Here is an 18,109-nt window from a genome sequence, read left to right on the forward strand (position 1 = left end):
ATGAATACAAATAATAAAAAATTTATAGATGTACTCAGCATTGGCTTTGGACCCGCAGGTCTCGCATTAGCTTGTATATTTGATGAGAAAAAAATCGAACACCAGTATCAATTGCAAAATAATTTCTTAGCACTTGAAAAAGCAGATTCTTGTGCCTGGCATCCTAATTTATTATTGCCAAGCACCGATATTAATCATCATGTTTATCGGGATTTAGTGACCCCCAGAAACCCACAAAGTCCTTATAGTTTTGCCATGTATTTGAAAGAAAAAAATCGCCTGTTTAAATTTGGCTTATTAGGTCGTCCAGCAAGTCGCTTTGAATGGTCAGATTACATGATCTGGGTTGGACAAAAACTGGAAAATTATGTGCAATACAAAAAAAATGTGGCTCATATATATCCGGTTATCAACCGTGGATTACTGGATGGCTTTAGTGTCTCTGGGGAAGATTTTGAGTATGTTACCAATACGCTGATATTATCCAGCGGATCAACGCCATTTACGCCAAAAATGTTTGATAACTTGTTGGGTGATCATGTTTTTCATACCTCTGCATATTTAGAAAAAATAAATAATTTCCAAAATAACATACCCCGAAGATGGATGGTTATTGGTTCTGGTCAAAGTGCCGGCGAAGTGATTGCTGATTTAATCAATAAAAAAGATGATATTGACATTCTTTCACTTCATCGTTCAATCGGCTTTAAGATCGCGCAACTAGGCCAATTCCCCAATCTGGTATTCTTACCAGAAAATATCGAATACTTTAAATCTTTAAGCCCGGAGAACAAAAAAGTATTTTTCGAACACGTTAAAAGTACAAACTATTCAGGCATTGATATTGATGAGAGCCAATCGCTATTTTCAACGATGTATGAAGATGAAGTCATTGGCAAAGAACGTCTTCACATGATGGTCAATTCAGAAATAATTACGATTGACCACTCTCACGAAGAATACCAAATTGTTATTAAAAATACATTTACTGGTGAAGAGACTCACCATATTTGTGACGCTATCGTGTTAGGCACGGGATATTATCAAAACCCGCTACCTGATCTACTGGCAAAATTCGATCAATTTTTGGTAAAAGATTTTGAAGGTGGGCTTACCATCGACAGTGACTATAAAGTGAAATTAAAAAATTGTGGTACTGCTCATCTTTATGTCAATGGCCTTTCAGAACGAACTCATGGTATTAGCGATGCTCAATCTTTTTCCGCGGTCGCGATAAGAGCAGAAAGAATATATGAGTCTATTAAAGCGAATACCGGAACGACTGATGATTACGCTATTTAATTTTTACAGGAGGAGATCAATCAAATGATAGACACAAATGACAGATGGGATATCAACAAGGAAATCATCTCTTCACTATTTCCTGAGATACATCAACGTAATGATATTATTGAATTCATAAAGAATTCAGTTAACAATCACATTGCTGAGTTGCCGACAATGGGAGTTAATCCTTCACTTTCCAAAACTGATATTTCCCACGCTTTATCAAAATACACCTTTGATGGCAATTTTTCGCCAACAGAGGTTTTAAATGATGTATTACACCTTATGGAAAAAGGAATTGTTCATGTCACCAGCCCGCATTATTTTGGGCTATTTAATCCATCATCAACTTTCTGGGGTATTATTTCTGACTTTATTACTGCGCTATATAATCCACAATTAGCGGTCTGGAGTCACGCCCCGGCCTGCGTTGAAATAGAGGAAAAATTAATTAAATATTTTGGTAGCCTGGCAGGATTTAATGCTGATAATAGCGGAGGCACATTTACTACCGGTGGTGCAGAAGCAAATTGTACTGCGCTTATTTGTGCCCTGACAAAACATTTTCCCGATTATGCCCAACAGGGTTTACAGTCAATAAATGGGCAACCTATTTTTTATATCTCTTCAGATAGCCATCTTGCCTGGTTAAAAATAGCATTACAATCTGGCTTGGGACACAGTGCTGTCAGATTAATAGCGGTTGATCATACAGGAATAATGGATATTTCAGGTTTAACCCGAGCTATTGATAATGATATAGCGAACGGCAATAAACCTTTCATGATTGTTGGAACCGCTGGAACGACAAATGCAGGTATTATCGATCCGCTACCAGAACTTGCCGCTGTGGCAAATAAATATCAACTGTTCTTCCATATTGATGCAGCATGGGCAGGCGCAATCCTGTTAAGTGATCAATATTCTCATCATCTCAAGGGTATTGAACAGGCTGATTCCATTACCATTGACGCCCATAAATGGCTTTCTGCCCCAATGGGTACTGGCATGTTTATATGTGCAGATAAACATATTCTGACAACACCTTTTGCTGTTTCCACCAATTATATGCCGGTTAGTGATGATATTAATTCCGATCCCTACATTCACTCCATTCAGTGGTCCCGACGTTTTAACGGATTAAAACTATTTATGCCTCTGGCTATTCTTGGCCGAACGGGATTTAGCAATATGATTGATTATCAGATCAATCTTGCTGATTATTTAAGATCACAACTGGCGAAAAATGATTGGCAGATATTGAATCCCTCTGCTTTGCCTGTTATTTGTATCCGTGATAATGGGGATTTTGATGTTAATAAAATTTTAGAGAAAGTATTAGAGATTAATCAATGCTGGATCTCAATAACCACCTTTGCCAATACAAAAGCCCTGCGCCTTTGTATATCCAGTTTTAGATCCAGCAAATCAGATATTGATCAGCTTGTCGATACTTTAAATATGGCGAGAAATTCTGTGCCAATGTAAATATCTATTGCGCTCACATCATCACCGGCTCTTGAATAAAGAGCGGTGGTTTTTATTTAAAAATAAACAAAAGTTATCCGTATCTTATTGTTTTTTCATCTACCTTCCTCATGAGTTGACTAAACATCAACAACGTACTGAGCAACAAATGGCGCTGTTCAGAAGTCAAACGTAAATAACGACGACTGGCCGGCAATCGGCTGACAACCTCAGAAGCGGCAAAATGTTCCACCTCAAATTGCCATCGTCCCTGATGAATATTTAATGTGAGATGCCGGAAATCCAATTCTGCCAATGTTTCACCGATTAATGGATACTGATTGAGTAAATCAATAATCTGTTGCCCAAACTCTGCACCATGACAACAGTAATAAGTCACGGTTTTTCGCCGAAATATCCCCTTTACCTTGGCTTTAATAACGATTTTTTCCTTAAGTAACGTGATTCCCCGCAAACGAAAACAACAACTGACAATATAGGCCAGAAACAGCGTCTTCGGCTTTTCACAAACTTCAATCTGCAATCCATCAGGTAATGTCACTTGCAAACTTTCTGCTGATAAACGCTCACAACGATAAGGCGATAAATTCTGTTTCAACCGGCTTAGCGTTATACCTGCCTGATAGCCAGTAGGATAGCGGGGTTTATTTAACCGCCGCCAAATACCATCAATTAAGGGAACGAAGTGGCTCAAGTTGTACCTCCGGCAATTCACCCTTAGTGAAAGTATGTGAAAGTACCTGTTCAACGGGTACGGGTTTAAACGGATTCACCCGTTGCACACAGAGCGTCCAAAACAGGGCATAGCTGGCGGTCAAGCCCAACATGATGGCGAATGGAATATACACATCACCGGGATTCATTCCCGGAGGTGTAATGTGAATGATCGCCAAAATAATTCCTACACTAGAGACAATTTGAGGTAATGGGAAAAAAGGGGATTTATAAGCACGATGTAAATCAGGTCTGCGAATACGCAGTAATATCACGGAACATGTCACCAGCAAATAAGCGACACACCAGGCACATACCGCTGCCAGCACCAAAGGCATAATCCGACCCAAATCACCTTGAATAATAAAGGCATGTAAACAGGGGATCATTACCGCAACCAAAATCCCAAATATTGGCGTTTTAAAACGTGGATGTAGATAAGCAAAAATACGCGGTAACGCACCATCCAATGCCATACCATAGAGAATACGTGGGACCGCCGCCATCAGGGTATTAATCGTTGCCGCTCCCGCCAATAATAACCCGATACCAATCCAATATTTACCAAAATCCCCCATCACCTGGCCAGCAAAAGCAGGAATGGCCATTGGCGTTTCCAGCAAGCGAACATTATTTTCTACATCCACCAGCACATTTTCTACCTGATGACTGATTGACGCCCCATATAGACCCATACAGAAAGCCACCCCACACAGGCCCGTCATCATTGCTCGCGGCAAAACTTTGGCAGAATTTTTAATTTCCGGTGCCATTGGCGTCACTAGTTCACAACCGACAAACATAAACATCGCCATACCTACCAGACTCAGCACTGCTAAGGGATCGCTTACATTAAGCCCCTCACCAAACCAACTCTCCAGCGGCACAGCAAATGGCATTAATAATCCGCAAATACTGAAAATAACCAAAGTACTCCACATGCAGAATGTCAGCACAATTTCGACTTTACCGAACGCTTCAATACCCAACGCATTCAGTAATCCGAACGTAATAACTAGCCCAACACCGACCATCCATGAAGCGTTATGACTTTCCACCATCGTATTAAGGCTGTCAAAATTCACTAATGCCATAATACCGGAGAGGATCGTTTCTGCCGTACCCGCAAAAATATGAACAATCAAATACGCCGAAAGTGCGCCAGTAATTGCCCAGAACCGCCCCATGCCACAAGAAATATAGTCATAAACAGAGCCGGAAGTAGGCAAAATAGCGGCTGCCTCCGCAAACGTCGTCACTTGGGCCTGCATCATGATAAAACTGATCAACATTGCCAGTACGAAAGTGTCACCGCCAATCCCAAAGCCACTGGTCACGGTCAAAATAACCGGGCTCGCCATGATCACCCCGATGGAACTTGCCAGTGCGGTAGGAAACCCCACTACTCCCTTTTCAATATGCGAAGTCAGTCGTGTTGACATATTCATTTATCTTCCCTCTTACTTCCAGTCGTAGAAATAACGATCACAACGATTTATCTGTGAATTTTTTGTACAATTTATTGAGGATAAATACACTATAGAAAGTGAAACGGAATACCGACTATCGTCCTAAAGAACGATACCTAAAGGGGGATTTATAGCCGAAAAGCTGTGACGAAAAATACCAGAAAAAAACAAAAATCAAAAATAATCACTTAAATATCAATCAATAAAAATAAAATCGCTTAGTTAATACATTAAGAAATTATTTCAGATATATACCAAAACCTCTATTCTTAACAGGTGATCATCACAATGAGAAATTTCATTTATTGCAATCTATATCACGTTATTAATATGTTTATTTTGTGTTGATTTTGCATTTTAACTAGCATTCGATTAATCTTCATTATTGATTTATCCAGTTAGATATTATTCTATACCCAATAGATTTCAAGATGCATCGCGACGGCAAGGGAGCGAATCCCCGGGAGCATAGGTAACTATGTGACCGGGGTGAGTGAGTGCAGCCAACAAAGAGGCAACTTGAAAGATAACAGGTATAAAGGGAGAACTTCCTTGTCTACTGTACTACCGAATAGCCGTGAAAATGCTTTAATCTACAGTTGCTTAAATACTATTGCACATCTGGTTCCTATCTCAGCCGCAGCATTCTATCTGGTGAATAATGAATTACTCCCTGAAAATTACATTCTGTACGGCATCTCAGACGAAACCCACCAGAATTATCTGGCTCATTTTCAGCATTTAGATCCATTAAAACCAGCTAATTATCAACAAGGTGATATTAATATGGTTGGCATGGATCAGAAAACACTGACGAAACATAATAAATATTACCATGAATTTATGCAGCCAAATAATATACAGGACATCGCCGAAATATTTATCCGTCAACACAACCGAATTATTGCCGGCGTCTCTTTATTACGAGATACCCTATTTACACCAAAAGACTTTAACCGCCTCAGTGCTATTCTGCCATTAATTGAATTAGCTGTCAGAGATTTGCTTCCTGAAACACCAACTATTCTGACAGCTAAAGAGCAAGAAATTATTAATTTAATAAGAGAAGGATCAAGTAACAAACGTATTGCACAGATACTTAATATTTCCCTATCTACCGTCAAAACCCACCTGCGCAATATTTTTGCCAAAACAAAAGTGACTAACCGTACTGAACTCGTTTCCAGTGGGTTTATTACTCGGTATTTGTGATTGGTAGGATTTGATAAATTATCTGCAACAATAACCCAGTTAAATGGCTTTCCAAAGAATGTTATTACACCATCTGCTATGCACTGAGCGGCAACTGGGTAAACAAGACTACTCCGGCAACAGAGCCAGTTCAATGAGATTAAGTTACGGTAGATCATAATCAAGCCGGAAGATCGTGAGGATATTCCGGCTCTTAACTTTATTCTTCGATAGTGAACATATTAATTATTTCATCTTTAGATTTATTATATGGAGGTATCCCGATGGCTGACACCCACCAGTTGAGCATGTTCATTGTAGTGATAGCGACAGAGCAGTACACGGTTGCCGTTATACAATACCTGCCAGACGGCGGTCAGGCGGGGGAAGAGAGATGCGCTCAGTGTTATTTGATCAAACCGGAAAATCACAGAGATCTTCCGGCTTTTATATATTATCTATATTATCGTAGCGGTACCGGTAAACGACTGGTCAAGGGCCTTAATTGCTCTCTATCATCCCACAGTCCCGGAAACACCTCGAATTTCAGGTCATCACGGTTAATACCGGTATCAAAATAACGACACAGACGTTCTGCTAACTCTTCATGTGACCACATATTGGTTAGTTCATATTTTTCAATGAGTTCCCGATCGTTTGGTAAGGTTAAGTCTTCTTTTAATACGGGTGCCAGTGTGGTTCCGATATTACCCTCAGGACCGATATCAATCAGTTTACCGCCCATAAATAAAAAAGAGTTTTTACCTCCAGGATAATGATCACCATCGAATGAAGAATAAGGCTTTATCCAGTAATTATTATAGGATTGAGTATTAGGAATAACTGATTTATCCTTAATTTTATCTGGCATCAATTTATAAGCAGCATTGACAACTAAAATCCGAAATAAAGTAGGCACTTGATTTAAATCAATATTTTTCCAGACTCCATCTGTATTACAGATATCATAAAACTGCATTTCTACACTATTAAGCATCTGTCCAATGGTATACAGATTATCCCTCAGTTTAATATTAACCAGATGGTTATGCTTCCAGACAATTCGTTTCACCATTGATCAAAACAGCCGTCAGCAACGGCTGCCTCCTTTGCCGTTGCGTTTAGCTGTTTGCCCTAGATGTTCGTCCGCCGCAGCCAGATAATCAGTCCGGCGGGTATTGTTTGGTCCCACTGGATTTTGTTTATTAGCTGTACCCTCAAGACCACCCAGATTTTCAAATCGCCGTTGTTCTAATCCACGAGCAGTATCTTTACCTGCTTGAGAATAACCTTCATAGATAACTTCAGGTGGTTTACCACCAAAGCGACCAAAACCGTTACCATATCGATATTTCAATATCTCTTGGGCTGCCTGTCGCCCCTGCTTACTGGCATAGCCCACATACGGTTTGCCAGTTTCAGCATCAATACCCTGATAAGTGATATGCGTTGCCGTTTTAGGATTGCCCGCCCAACCTAAAGGATCAATCCAAGTCACCGGATTCGGCGCATACTGATATAAGTTCAGTCCGCCTTTTAGCCCTAGGGGGTCTGGCGATAAGTACTGGCCTGTATCACTCTCGTAATAACGGTGCCGGTTGTAAAATAAACCGCTTTCCTCATCCTCATACTGCCCACAGAAAACTAATAAGCCCAGCCGCCAATATCGTGAGGTCAGACACCTGATACGCCCAATGCGGCACTTCTGGCGTCACCGCTTCGGTAGGCTTCGTGCCGCCGCCGATAAAAACATTCGGAGAACCGGTCATGACTACCGCATCACACGTAGTCTTATCCCCGACCCGTGCTAATGGGTAACCATTAACAAAAACAGAACTGGAGCCTTCAGCCATCTGGCGCGTGCCATCCTTGTCACACCCAACCTGACTATAGGTTGCGATAGCCGCCGGTTTGCCATTGATAAATACATTAGAGGAACCACGGGTAATTGTTCCACAGGGACTTCGCGACGCTGCCCCCGATTTGGTACAGTTATCTCGGGCCATTTCCCCCAGATGGCTTGCCAACATCCCAACCGCAACAGACAGGCCAATAAGTAGAATACCTACCCCCAAGCAGGAGGACGCAATACCCGCAGCAAACAGCGCTCCACCTACAATACCGCCAATTGCAGAGATAGCTGCTCCTAAAATCGTCCCACCAATCAATCCAGCTAAAGCGCCAGAATGGCCTATTGTATCACCCAACCGTGCCGCTTCTGGCATGGCGATATCCCCTTATCAAAAAAATCAGTGTGGTAATTGAAAACTCTTCAGACAACCATCCAGCCATTGGCGCTCTGACTCAGATAGGGCCTGATGTGCCGACAGAGTGAAAATCAGCGCCTTACGGTCATCTAATAGAAACACCGCCTGATATTGATAAACTTGTTGCTCTTTTTTGGGACGATAACGGGAAAACAGCGCGGTGCCGGATAACAGGCTGTCACCAAGAACCGCAGGCTGTTCGTCAAGTAATTGCCAATCTCGCAATCCTTTTTTTAGTAACTCTTTTTGACGAACCAAGTAGTCGGTCAGGCTTTCACCTTCATCCAAACTATCACGGGAAATGTTCAATGCAGGGGCATTAGGGGCTGTAATGATGTTGACGGTTTGCTCTTGATAACCTTCTGGTAGGGTAATGCTGCCTTCACTAAACCGACAACGGAGATGATTATCCATCTATTTTTACCTCCGTCATCACCATAGTATTATTAGTTAAAACCACCATGATTAAGTATTCTCGTATAAATGAAATATCCTTATTGGAAGCACCAGAGTTGTTAATTCCTATTAATCAACAAGCTAATTTACGAATAAAAATCTATCAATCTTTTTAACATATCAATAACTATAAAACAAATTATACCCTATTGATTTCAAGAGGCATCTTGAAATCAATAGGGTATATACGTTGTCGATCTACAAGTCATCTGGCTGATTAAAAATACTGACTATATCCCGAGAGCCATGCAGTATCCGTTCTATACGGACTTCTGTATCATCAATAATCTGAAAGAAAACGACATAGCGACCATAAGCGCTGCTTCTGACCCCTTTCCCGAGCTCAGGTCTTTCCCTATAAATTGCGGGTGCTTCCGCTAATAACAAGCATTGCTGGTATAACTCTTTGGTAAAGCTGAGCGCTCTTACAGGATTATCTTGTGCAATCCAATCGCCGATTTCTTCAAGGTCGTGTTCTGCCAGAGGCGAAATACTCAGTTTCATTTACCCTGACTACCTTCGGCCATGTTCTTGTATTTTTGCGTAAGGCGGTCAAAAACATCTCCCGCATCTCTACTTTCACCGCTTTGGATGCCAGCCATTATAGCGCTTTTGAGTGATTCAACTTTTACTTGCTGCTCTCGCTCTTCTAACGCACGAAGACCGGCGCGAATGACTTCGCTTGTATTGTTATAACGGCCGCTATCAATCTGATTGCGGATAAATGCTTCAAAATAAGGGCTTAGTGCTACACTTGTCGGCATAGTCATGCCTCCACTGTTTTTAATATCTATTAATAACTATTAGTATAATTTAGAGGCATCATTTCGGCAATATTTTGACAGGCAAGAGACTTAATTATTTCCCGATATTGGTGATTTCACCTCATGTTGACAAAATACCAGGCGAAAAGCTCAGAATGAGTCAAATGACATTGATATTTGCCTCATTTGATGAGTAGAATAAAAGCCTTATTTGACTCACAGGTGAAGCAAAGCCAATGTGGATATGGGAACAACCGAACTGGCCGAAATTCCATTGGAATGCCGATACTATTGCACCATTACTGCGAGATGTGCACTTCAACCAAGGATTGTTATTAGGCAAATCTGATTATGAAGACACCAAGCAGGCAACGCTTGATAGCCTTCTATCTAGCATACTCTATTCAAGTGAAATTGAAGGCGAAAGATTGAATGCGGCTTCGATACGTTCATCATTGGCAAACAGACTAGGCATTACGGAAGAAAAACCTTATCCAATCATAGAGAAGAGTGACGGCATTACAGAGGTTGCCCTTGATGTGATAGAAAATAGCCACTCCGATTTAACCCTTGAGCGTATCCTCAGATGGCATCAGTTGATATTCCCTGAAGGTTATACCATGTTCAATCCGATACAAAGAGGTAAATTACGCAAAGGGATGATAGAAGTGATATCCGGTCGTTTAGATAAGCCAACCGTTCACCTTGAAGCGCCACCGCCAGAAAGAATGGTCGACGAAATGCCCCAATTTATAGAGTGGTTCAACCAATCCCGAACAGATGCCAGTCTCGATCCCATCATCAGAGCAGCAATTGTTCATTTATGGTTTGTAACAATTCACCCTTTAGAAGACGGAAACGGGCGCATTACTCGATTTCTAACAGACCTTGCACTTGCTCAAGCCGAAAACCGCTCAATCCGTTTCTATGCAATGTCGGTAAGTATTTGTCATCATCATAAGGCGTATTACGAACTCCTTGAAAATACTCAACGTGGCGGCTTGGATATTACTGATTGGTTGGTTTGGTTTCTGAAAATATTGAATGAGACCTTAATAAACAAACTGCAAGAAATTAATCAGGTTGTGCAAAAAGCTAAGTTTTGGCAGCGAATAGACCAGACTCAACTTACCGCAGAGCAAACTAAGGTGCTAAACCGTATGCTGGACGGCCATTTTGAGCAAGGCATTAGCAGCAGCCAATATCAAAAGGTGGCGAAGGTAAGTCGTGCCACTGCAACCAGACACTTGGCACATTTGGTTGAACTAAATTGTTTAGAAAGCACCGGGGCCGGTGGTCGTAGCACTCGTTACGTTATTAATCACAAAGATTGAATCAATGCCAGTGATGACCTTAGGTTTGACAATGGCCCCTTCAATCAAGGGGCCTTGCTTATTTTGATCCGAATATCAAATCAATAGCGAACCATCACGGATTTCAATTCAGTATAGTGCTCAATAAAGGCGCTACCGAATTCACGACCAATACCTGAGGATTTAGTGCCACCAAATGGTAATGCCGGATCAAGGAATGTATGCATATTGACCCAAACGGTCCCCGCTTCGATACGCGGGATCATGCGCATGGCTTTGCTGAGATCATTGGTCCACAAACTCGCCGCTAAACCAAATGGAGTGCTGTTCATCAAGCCAATAAGTTCTTCTTCATCGTTATAACTGAGGAAAGTCCCAACAGGGCCAAATGTCTCTTCCTTCATCAATGAATCTTCAGGGCTGTTAGTACGAATCACTGTTGGTGCCACAAAGAAACCCGGCCCGGCCAGAGCATGACCACCGTAAACAATCTCACTGCCTTCTTGACGAGCTTGCTCAAACAGGGACAGGATCTTGTTATAGTGTGCTTTGTTTGCCAACGGCCCCATTTCTGTTGATTCATCCAAAGGAGAGCCAATTTTCATTGCCGCGAGTCTTTCAGACAATAATTTCAACACGTCATCCATATGGCTTGCAGGAATATAGAAACGTTCCGCCGCCGCACAAATCTGCCCTTGATTGAGATAACCAGCCTCTAAAACACCATCGACAATTTTTTCAACAGGCATATCCGCTAAAAACGCCGCGCCGTTCTTGCCGCCCAATTCCAGCGTGGCACGAGTCAATCCCTGTTCCATTGCTGATTTACCAACAGCAATACCCGTTGGCACTGAACCGGTGAAAGTCACCTTGGCACACAATGGATGACCTATCAGCGCAGGACCAAGCACCGAACCTGAACCATTAATCACATTAATGACACCATCAGGAATACCCGCTTCCTTGGCTAATTCAGCCACTCTGAGCATGGTCAACGGGGTGTATTCACTGGGTTTCAATACAATGGTACAGCCGCAAGCCAGTGCAGCCGCTATTTTCCAGATAGCAACCATGATGGAGAAATTCCACGGAATTATCCCCACCACAACACCTATCGGCTCGCGACGGGTAAACGCCGTGTATTGTTCACCCTTAAAAGAGGGCAAAGAGACATTCAGGGTTTCTCCGCTGATCTTACTTGACCATCCGGCAAAATAACGCAGGAACTGAGCGGAGGAATCAATTTCCAGCATGCGGGACAACTGGATAGTTTTACCGGAGCAGAGGGTTTCTAACTGCGCCAACTCTTCCCGATGTGCCAGCAATAGATCTGCCAGACGATTCAGGCAATGACCGCGCTCCATCGGTGAAGTTTGGGCCCATACCCCATGAAATGCCGCACGTGCCGCTTGCATAGCGGCATTTACTTCCGCTTCACCGCCTTGATTAACCGTTGCAATAACTTCATCAGTCGCGGGATTTACCACAGAAAGCGTTTCACTCCCCTGACCAATGACCGGCTGACCATTAATATAATGTCCATGATTATGCTGCAAAAAGGCCGTAACTGACTGTAATAAGTTAATATCACTCATTATTTACCTCTATCAAATAAGTGTTTTTTAACCTCTAATACAAGCCAGATAATGCTTCACAAAACGGTCAGCGGTGATTTCCCACAGTACTTCCGTTCCTTTCGGCGCAAACCAGGAATCCCCCGGATGATATTCAACGGTTTCACCGCTCTTCACATCGGTCAATTTTACCGAACCTTCTGTCACGGTTGCGTGCTCATCAAACGGATACACCATACTAAACTTGCCATGAGTACAAGCGAAAATACCACATGTTAGGCTATCCGTTGGTTCACCAAATATCATTGCCATACTGGCCTGCGGATCGCCTTCCAACACAGTCGCTCCCAGATTGCTTACGCTACCAATGTCCAATAATTCAGGCAGGGATTTGTTCAGTAAAAATGATTTAATCATAATGTTCTCGTTCCAAATAAAATAATTTATGAATTGTCCAATGAATACTATTGATATCAATAAATTAACGGCGACCTTTCCAATACCCTGACGTTTGATGCCAAATTTTGCCCGCTGATACCATCAGATGTCGCAACTTATCTTTGCCAATAATATTCACATGAGGAATTGAACTCATCAGGTCATAACGTTCAGATCCTTCACTCATCCCTTCAGCCAATACTTTACAAACGATATGGCTTGGCGTGACCCCAAAACCGGAATACCCCTGCACATAGAACACATTATTATGCTGCGGCAAAGAGCCAATCTGTGGGAACAAGTTCGCACTGCAACACAACGGCCCTCCCCATGCCAGTTCGACTTTCACATCTTTCAGATAGGGGAAAACTTTCAGCATCAAGTGGCGGTTCCAGGCTTTCAAATCAGATGGGATATGCTCAATGAAGGGGGTTGCGCTACCGAACAAGAGACGGTTTTCTTTCGTCACACGGAAGTAATCAATAACCGGACGAATATCACTGTATGCACCGCGAATCGGGCTGATTTTCTCAATCAAATCATCCGGCAACACTTCCGTCATTAATTGGAAGGCATAAGTGTTGACCACCTTTTTATAAATATATGGCTCAAGACCACTATTAAGAAAGGCGTTACAGGCCCACAACATTTTATTAGCACGAACCGATCCCATCGCGGTACGAACCGTTACTCTGGGACCATATTCAATATTCAGTACCTGGCTGTCCTCAAAGAGTTTTACGCCAAGGTCTGTCGCCGCTTTTGCCTCACCTAGCAACAGGTTTAGGGAATGGACATGCCCACCCCCCATATGCTTCAACGCGCAAGTATAAACATCAGAACCAATCACCTTTTTCACATCAGAGCCGGTGTAAAGCTCAATCTCTTCATCAGGAGAAACCGCCTTAAAATCTTGCAACCAGCTACGTAACGTCTTTTCCTGCCTCTTATTCATGCCAAGATAGCCATAACCACGGCAGAGATCAGCATCAATATTATATTTAGCGATACGATCACGAATGATGCCGGCACCCAGGTTACTGATCTGAAAGATCGTTTCCAACCCTCGCTCACCAATATGGCGTTTGATCACCTCCAGATCATGACCGATACCCGCCATAACCTGACCACCATTACGACCTGTACTGCCATAGCCAAGATGACGGCTTTCCAAGATCGCAATATTAGTGATACCTTTTTCCGCCAGTTCAAGCGCAGTATTGATACCGGAAAATCCACCGCCGATAATCACGACGTCTACATCCAGATCTTCTTGTAATGCCGGAAAACGAAGATCATATTTCTTGGTCGCAGCGTAATAAGTTAATGAATCAAGATGATTGTTCATGTGATAGCCCGATTAGCATCCAACATAATCACCGGATTATCTGTAGCGCAGAGTCACATCACCATGTCCCTTTAGGGATATTTGCAACACAGTTTTAACATTTGTGACTCAGGCAAAATAACGGGTAGGTGGCACCATAAACAGGCTAAAAAGCTCTGCTTGTGATCTGATTTGTAATTTTTGATAAATATTTTTCCGATGGTTTTTCACCGTCCCCGTACTGATAAAAAGTTTCTCTGCAATCTGTGGTGAGCCTTTACCTTGCAATATCAACTCCACAATCTCACATTCTCTCGGAGTCAAGGCATAACGAGTCTGAGTATCCAGATAAACCATTTCAGCAGAAGGGGCTTGCTGCGTCATATCATCATGTAATCGCGCTACACTGCGGATAATTTCCAGTGTAGTTTTCAAGTTTTTCCGATGCTGTTTCTGGATGAAAAATGGCTGATTTTCCTTACCAAAAAACAGGCCAAGTTGCCTTTGGGGAGAGAGCTTCAGTAAAACCCCCGTTTCATCCCGCCAACCAGTTTTACGATAAAAATTCAGATAATAATCAGTATGATAAAACCCTGAAGGGACTAGTTCCCGTAAGGTAAATAGATCAGTGTCAGCCCCATCCATCAAGGCTTGATAGAACGGATCTTGCAGATAAGCGCCCTGTTGATAAATCTGATTTATTGCATCACTGTTTTTCTTCTCGGTTTTACTCAAACAACGCGGAGAAGAACCTTGTTCAAAGGCATAAACAATGGCGTTATCAAAAGTAATAAATTGTTCCAGCCAAGTCAGTAAATTAGGATAAAATTCACTGGTTGCCACCGATTCAATCACTGTTGATAATCTATCTACATGAATATCCATTCAAGCCCTCGCAATTATTCATAAATTAATAATAAATCCGAAGCAGATATTGCTCGCCAATTCCATAGCGAAACTATATAAAAATCACACTTAAACTGGCTCCACAACTCAATTATCGTTTATGTGTTAATCAAATCACAATTATGAAACATTTTACTAATTATTTATGAGAGCACCCACCCAGATCTAAGATTTTGTCACGGAATAGACGTTTTAACTGGATTATGCTCATTTTTTATATCACTTTCTCTGGCAAGGAGTAAAAATGACCACCAAAAAAATTATTCTTGATTGCGATCCGGGACATGATGACGCTATTGCGATGTTATTGGCGCATGGCAACCCTAATATTGAGCTATTAGCCGTCACGACAGTTGTCGGGAATCAGACACTGGATAAAGTCACTCACAATGCGCTGGCGATAGCGCATATTGCCGGTATTACCGGTGTGCCCTTTGCCGCAGGCTGTCATCGGCCATTAGTTCGCGAGCTCGAAACGGCATCGGATATTCACGGCGAATCTGGTCTGGGTGGCGTGAAGTTGCCTAAACACTCTCGAACTCTGGATCCTCGCCACGCCACTGATCTGATCATTGATACTATTATGTCTCATCCGCCCAAAACGGTGACTTTGGTTCCCGTTGGCAGCTTAACCAATATTGCTCTCGCCGTCCGTAAAGCACCGAAGATCGTTGAACGGGTAAAAGAAGTGGTATTAATGGGCGGTGGATATCACACGGCTAACAGAAGCGCAGTGGCAGAATTCAACATCAAAACCGATCCGGAAGCGGCACATATTGTTTTCAATGAAAAATGGCCATTGACGATGGTCGGCCTGGATCTAACGCACCAAGCACGGGCCACGCCAGAAATCACCAAAGCAATTTCACGTATTAATACCAAAGCGTCTCAATTTGTCGTAGAGCTACTGGAGTACTATGGTGAAAGTTATCAGAAGAGACATGGTTTCAACTGCCCTCCAATACATGATCCTTGCGCCGTCGCCTATATTATTGATCCTACAGTGATGACAACGCAAAAAGTCCCCGTCAATATTGAACTGAATGGTACCTTAACTGTGGGAATGACCGTAGCGGATTTCCGTTATCCACCATCAGAAGATTGCCATACCCAAGTTGCAGTCAAACTCGATCAACAGCGATTCTGGCAATTGATTATTGATGCGTTGAAAAACATCGGCGATACCTGCGATTAAGATGGAAAATAACCACAGGTAGGGAACGATAATAAAGCCGTTATTTTCACTATTAAACGGCTTTTAACACCGCCCTAAGTCGCGGATATCGACGAGCCAAACGCCAACGCAATCTAAATCCACGGGCATTTTTCCAGATCATTGACCAAATACCGCGCTCAAACAATTCATGAACGATTTGTTGTTTTATCGTAGAGGATTCTATCTCATTAATCGTATGCAAAATCCCTAGCCCCTCTTTCGCGATCTGCCAATGACACGCCGGCACCTGCTTGACTTGCTGTGGATAACGCTGATTAATCTTATTCAGCATCTCCAAGATTTTCATATAGTGATGTGCTGTTCTTACCTTAATACGATCATCCGCAGGAACATGGGACACCGAAGCGGCGTGAATCAGATAATCATAAAAAGATTCATCAATATATTGCACCCGATTTGCCGTCAACAAGAGTTCTGTTGTCCACGGAATATCCTGATGATGCAACCCCGGTTCAAACTGATAATGATGTTTTGTCAGAAAAGCCCGTTTGTAGATATTCAGCCAAGTTACATGCAGGAATTTGCGTGAACTCAGTGCTTGTTGCAACCATTCTGGCCCGCTCAAAACCGCGGTAGAAGAGAGGCGCTCGGAAGGAAAAATCTTTCGAGCAGGCCGACCATCATCATAAACATAATGACCGTTGCAAGTAGCAATATCCAAATCATTATTCTGAGCAATCTCTAACAGCCGGTTATACATACCCGGATAAATGACATCATCAATATCAGGGAAAGCCACATAATCACCTCTGGCTTTCGCTAACCCCGTGTTACGGGCAACAGAAACTCCTTGATTCTTCTGCATGATAATTTCTGTCTTTGGGAATTTTTCGGCATATTGCTCAATAATCTGGCGACTATTATCCGTTGAACCATCATCAACCAAAATTAATTCAAAATCAGTTAGCTTTTGCCGAGATAAATTGACAAAAAACTGCGGTAAAAACCGCTTTCCATTATAAATAGATACGACAATGCTGAGTTTTAGTGATATAGACATAAAATCAATATATTCCTTTAGTACAAAAGTGTTGTTTTTTATATTGACATCAGCTAGATATTTATTATAAAAATAATTTCCATAGATAAAGATAAATCTAATAAATATTTATTACCTTTATATTACAACTAAAAATAAAATAATAATGATTTATAGTGATTTTTATTTTAAATCATTATCATTGATATACACTATATAATCAAACACATCCAGATAATTTATCTTTTAATGCCACATCTATTGCCAATTAATTATTATATAAACATCGCCATTAATAACTTTTACCGTTCACATTTATCAATAGCCGACATTTTCACCAATATTACTGTTAAAACCAATAATAGTTCAACCGTAGTTAAACAATTACTCACTATATTTCACATCAACTAATATAAAGCAGATAATAATATACTTATGGATTTCAAGATGCATCGCGACGGCAAGGGAGCGAATCCCCGGGAGCATAGATAATGATGTGACCGGGGTGAGTGCAGCCAACAAAGAGGCAACTTGAAAGATAACGGGTATATTCGCAATGAAACTGAGCTGCGCTAGGGGCTGTTGACGTTTTGAGAGGAATTACTGAACAGCATGATGATGGGGTATAATTGCTTTCGCCAAAAAACGACTCTACCTCACCATCATGCCAAGAACTATGTTAACAGATGAAGTATGGAA

The 18,109-nt window shown here is 41.9% G+C and carries 18 protein-coding genes and 2 pseudogenes; 5 read left to right on the plus strand and 15 right to left on the minus strand.

The window, feature by feature from the left end:
- A complete protein-coding gene (locus tag CKY02_RS19480; protein ID WP_112896572.1) occupies positions 1-1,302 on the plus strand; it encodes a SidA/IucD/PvdA family monooxygenase in 1,302 nt (433 codons plus the stop codon).
- A gap of 24 nt (positions 1,303-1,326) precedes the next feature.
- Entirely contained in the window at positions 1,327-2,775 is a 1,449-nt protein-coding gene (locus CKY02_RS19485; protein WP_112896573.1) for a pyridoxal phosphate-dependent decarboxylase family protein, read from the plus strand.
- A gap of 73 nt (positions 2,776-2,848) precedes the next feature.
- Here the strand turns inward: CKY02_RS19485 and CKY02_RS19490 are convergent, their stop codons facing one another.
- Both CKY02_RS19490 and CKY02_RS19495 read right to left on the minus strand, forming a co-directional pair.
- Positions 2,849-3,469, minus strand: a complete 621-nt coding sequence (locus CKY02_RS19490) for a DUF3156 family protein (protein ID WP_167405342.1) — start codon at positions 3,467-3,469, stop codon at positions 2,849-2,851.
- Positions 3,444-4,937, minus strand: coding sequence for an APC family permease (locus tag CKY02_RS19495; RefSeq protein WP_112896574.1), 1,494 nt, complete (start codon positions 4,935-4,937; stop codon positions 3,444-3,446). Before CKY02_RS19495 ends, CKY02_RS19490 begins: the two co-directional genes overlap by 26 nt.
- 573 nt (positions 4,938-5,510) lie before the next feature.
- On the opposite strand from CKY02_RS19495, the gene CKY02_RS19500 reads away from it, so the two are divergent.
- A complete protein-coding gene (locus CKY02_RS19500) occupies positions 5,511-6,170 on the plus strand; it encodes a response regulator transcription factor (protein WP_112896575.1) in 660 nt (219 codons plus the stop codon).
- 245 nt (positions 6,171-6,415) lie between these two features.
- Here CKY02_RS19500 and CKY02_RS24950 read toward each other — a convergent pair whose 3' ends face one another.
- From CKY02_RS24950 to CKY02_RS19530, 8 genes and pseudogenes are all read right to left on the minus strand, one after another.
- Positions 6,416-6,580, minus strand: coding sequence for a hypothetical protein (locus CKY02_RS24950; protein ID WP_157852095.1), 165 nt, complete (start codon positions 6,578-6,580; stop codon positions 6,416-6,418).
- 32 nt (positions 6,581-6,612) lie between these two features.
- Entirely contained in the window at positions 6,613-7,128 is a 516-nt protein-coding gene (locus tag CKY02_RS19505; protein ID WP_240002098.1) for a hypothetical protein, read from the minus strand.
- Positions 7,129-7,239: 111 nt separating this feature from the next.
- Positions 7,240-7,647 (minus strand): RHS repeat-associated core domain-containing protein, encoded by a 408-nt coding sequence (locus CKY02_RS19510; RefSeq protein ID WP_240002099.1) that lies wholly within the window; start codon positions 7,645-7,647, stop codon positions 7,240-7,242.
- Between the two features lie 36 nt (positions 7,648-7,683).
- A pseudogene (locus tag CKY02_RS25925) lies at positions 7,684-7,845 on the minus strand (RHS repeat-associated core domain-containing protein); the annotation flags it as partial.
- Positions 7,796-8,374, minus strand: a pseudogene (locus CKY02_RS19515) (PAAR domain-containing protein); the annotation flags it as partial. The pseudogenes CKY02_RS19515 and CKY02_RS25925, both read right to left, overlap by 50 nt.
- Before the next feature lie 24 nt (positions 8,375-8,398).
- Positions 8,399-8,830, minus strand: coding sequence for a DcrB-related protein (locus CKY02_RS19520; RefSeq protein ID WP_112896579.1), 432 nt, complete (start codon positions 8,828-8,830; stop codon positions 8,399-8,401).
- 240 nt (positions 8,831-9,070) lie between these two features.
- Positions 9,071-9,376, minus strand: coding sequence for a type II toxin-antitoxin system RelE/ParE family toxin (locus CKY02_RS19525; protein ID WP_112896580.1), 306 nt, complete (start codon positions 9,374-9,376; stop codon positions 9,071-9,073).
- A complete protein-coding gene (locus CKY02_RS19530) occupies positions 9,373-9,636 on the minus strand; it encodes a type II toxin-antitoxin system ParD family antitoxin (RefSeq protein ID WP_040148927.1) in 264 nt (87 codons plus the stop codon). Before CKY02_RS19530 ends, CKY02_RS19525 begins: the two co-directional genes overlap by 4 nt.
- Positions 9,637-9,872: 236 nt before the next feature.
- On the opposite strand from CKY02_RS19530, the gene CKY02_RS19535 reads away from it, so the two are divergent.
- The gene (locus tag CKY02_RS19535) at positions 9,873-10,970 is read left to right on the plus strand and encodes a Fic family protein (protein WP_112896581.1); all 1,098 of its coding nucleotides are present in this window, start codon (positions 9,873-9,875) and stop codon (positions 10,968-10,970) included.
- A gap of 80 nt (positions 10,971-11,050) precedes the next feature.
- Here the strand turns inward: CKY02_RS19535 and CKY02_RS19540 are convergent, their stop codons facing one another.
- The 4 genes from CKY02_RS19540 to CKY02_RS19555 form a co-directional block, all read right to left on the minus strand.
- Positions 11,051-12,544: an aldehyde dehydrogenase family protein gene (locus CKY02_RS19540; protein WP_112896582.1), complete on the minus strand. Its 1,494-nt coding sequence runs from the start codon at positions 12,542-12,544 to the stop codon at positions 11,051-11,053.
- Positions 12,545-12,571: 27 nt separating this feature from the next.
- Complete coding sequence (locus CKY02_RS19545; protein ID WP_112896583.1) at positions 12,572-12,940, minus strand: cupin domain-containing protein; 369 nt, start codon at positions 12,938-12,940, stop codon at positions 12,572-12,574.
- 64 nt (positions 12,941-13,004) lie between these two features.
- Positions 13,005-14,309, minus strand: coding sequence for an NAD(P)/FAD-dependent oxidoreductase (locus tag CKY02_RS19550; protein WP_112896584.1), 1,305 nt, complete (start codon positions 14,307-14,309; stop codon positions 13,005-13,007).
- A gap of 108 nt (positions 14,310-14,417) precedes the next feature.
- A complete protein-coding gene (locus CKY02_RS19555; RefSeq protein WP_112896585.1) occupies positions 14,418-15,173 on the minus strand; it encodes a response regulator transcription factor in 756 nt (251 codons plus the stop codon).
- 265 nt (positions 15,174-15,438) lie between these two features.
- On the opposite strand from CKY02_RS19555, the gene uriH reads away from it, so the two are divergent.
- Entirely contained in the window at positions 15,439-16,389 is a 951-nt protein-coding gene (uriH, locus tag CKY02_RS19560; protein ID WP_112879297.1) for a uridine-preferring nucleoside hydrolase UriH, read from the plus strand.
- A 52-nt stretch (positions 16,390-16,441) separates the two neighbouring features.
- On the opposite strand, the gene CKY02_RS19565 is transcribed toward uriH, so the two are convergent.
- Positions 16,442-17,431 (minus strand): glycosyltransferase, encoded by a 990-nt coding sequence (locus CKY02_RS19565; protein ID WP_112896586.1) that lies wholly within the window; start codon positions 17,429-17,431, stop codon positions 16,442-16,444.
- Positions 17,432-18,109: the final 678 nt, after the last annotated feature.

The organism is Photorhabdus bodei (genome assembly GCF_003287735.1).
GTDB classification, from domain to species: domain Bacteria; phylum Pseudomonadota; class Gammaproteobacteria; order Enterobacterales; family Enterobacteriaceae; genus Photorhabdus; species Photorhabdus kayaii.

Bases quoted from the DNA above. Each gene is read 5' to 3' on its own strand.
- CKY02_RS19565 (WP_112896586.1), bottom strand. From the start codon at position 17,431: ATGTCTATATCACTAAAACTCAGCATTGTCGTATCTATTTATAATGGA.
- CKY02_RS19485 (WP_112896573.1), top strand. From the start codon at position 1,327: ATGATAGACACAAATGACAGATGGGATATCAACAAGGAAATCATCTCT.
- CKY02_RS19530 (WP_040148927.1), bottom strand. From the start codon at position 9,636: ATGCCGACAAGTGTAGCACTAAGCCCTTATTTTGAAGCATTTATCCGC.
- CKY02_RS19535 (WP_112896581.1), top strand. From the start codon at position 9,873: ATGTGGATATGGGAACAACCGAACTGGCCGAAATTCCATTGGAATGCC.
- uriH (WP_112879297.1), top strand. From the start codon at position 15,439: ATGACCACCAAAAAAATTATTCTTGATTGCGATCCGGGACATGATGAC.
- CKY02_RS19505 (WP_240002098.1), bottom strand. From the start codon at position 7,128: ATGCAGTTTTATGATATCTGTAATACAGATGGAGTCTGGAAAAATATT.
- CKY02_RS19540 (WP_112896582.1), bottom strand. From the start codon at position 12,544: ATGAGTGATATTAACTTATTACAGTCAGTTACGGCCTTTTTGCAGCAT.
- CKY02_RS19525 (WP_112896580.1), bottom strand. From the start codon at position 9,376: ATGAAACTGAGTATTTCGCCTCTGGCAGAACACGACCTTGAAGAAATC.
- CKY02_RS19550 (WP_112896584.1), bottom strand. From the start codon at position 14,309: ATGAACAATCATCTTGATTCATTAACTTATTACGCTGCGACCAAGAAA.
- CKY02_RS19495 (WP_112896574.1), bottom strand. From the start codon at position 4,937: ATGAATATGTCAACACGACTGACTTCGCATATTGAAAAGGGAGTAGTG.
- CKY02_RS19480 (WP_112896572.1), top strand. From the start codon at position 1: ATGAATACAAATAATAAAAAATTTATAGATGTACTCAGCATTGGCTTT.
- CKY02_RS19545 (WP_112896583.1), bottom strand. From the start codon at position 12,940: ATGATTAAATCATTTTTACTGAACAAATCCCTGCCTGAATTATTGGAC.
- CKY02_RS19520 (WP_112896579.1), bottom strand. From the start codon at position 8,830: ATGGATAATCATCTCCGTTGTCGGTTTAGTGAAGGCAGCATTACCCTA.
- CKY02_RS19555 (WP_112896585.1), bottom strand. From the start codon at position 15,173: ATGGATATTCATGTAGATAGATTATCAACAGTGATTGAATCGGTGGCA.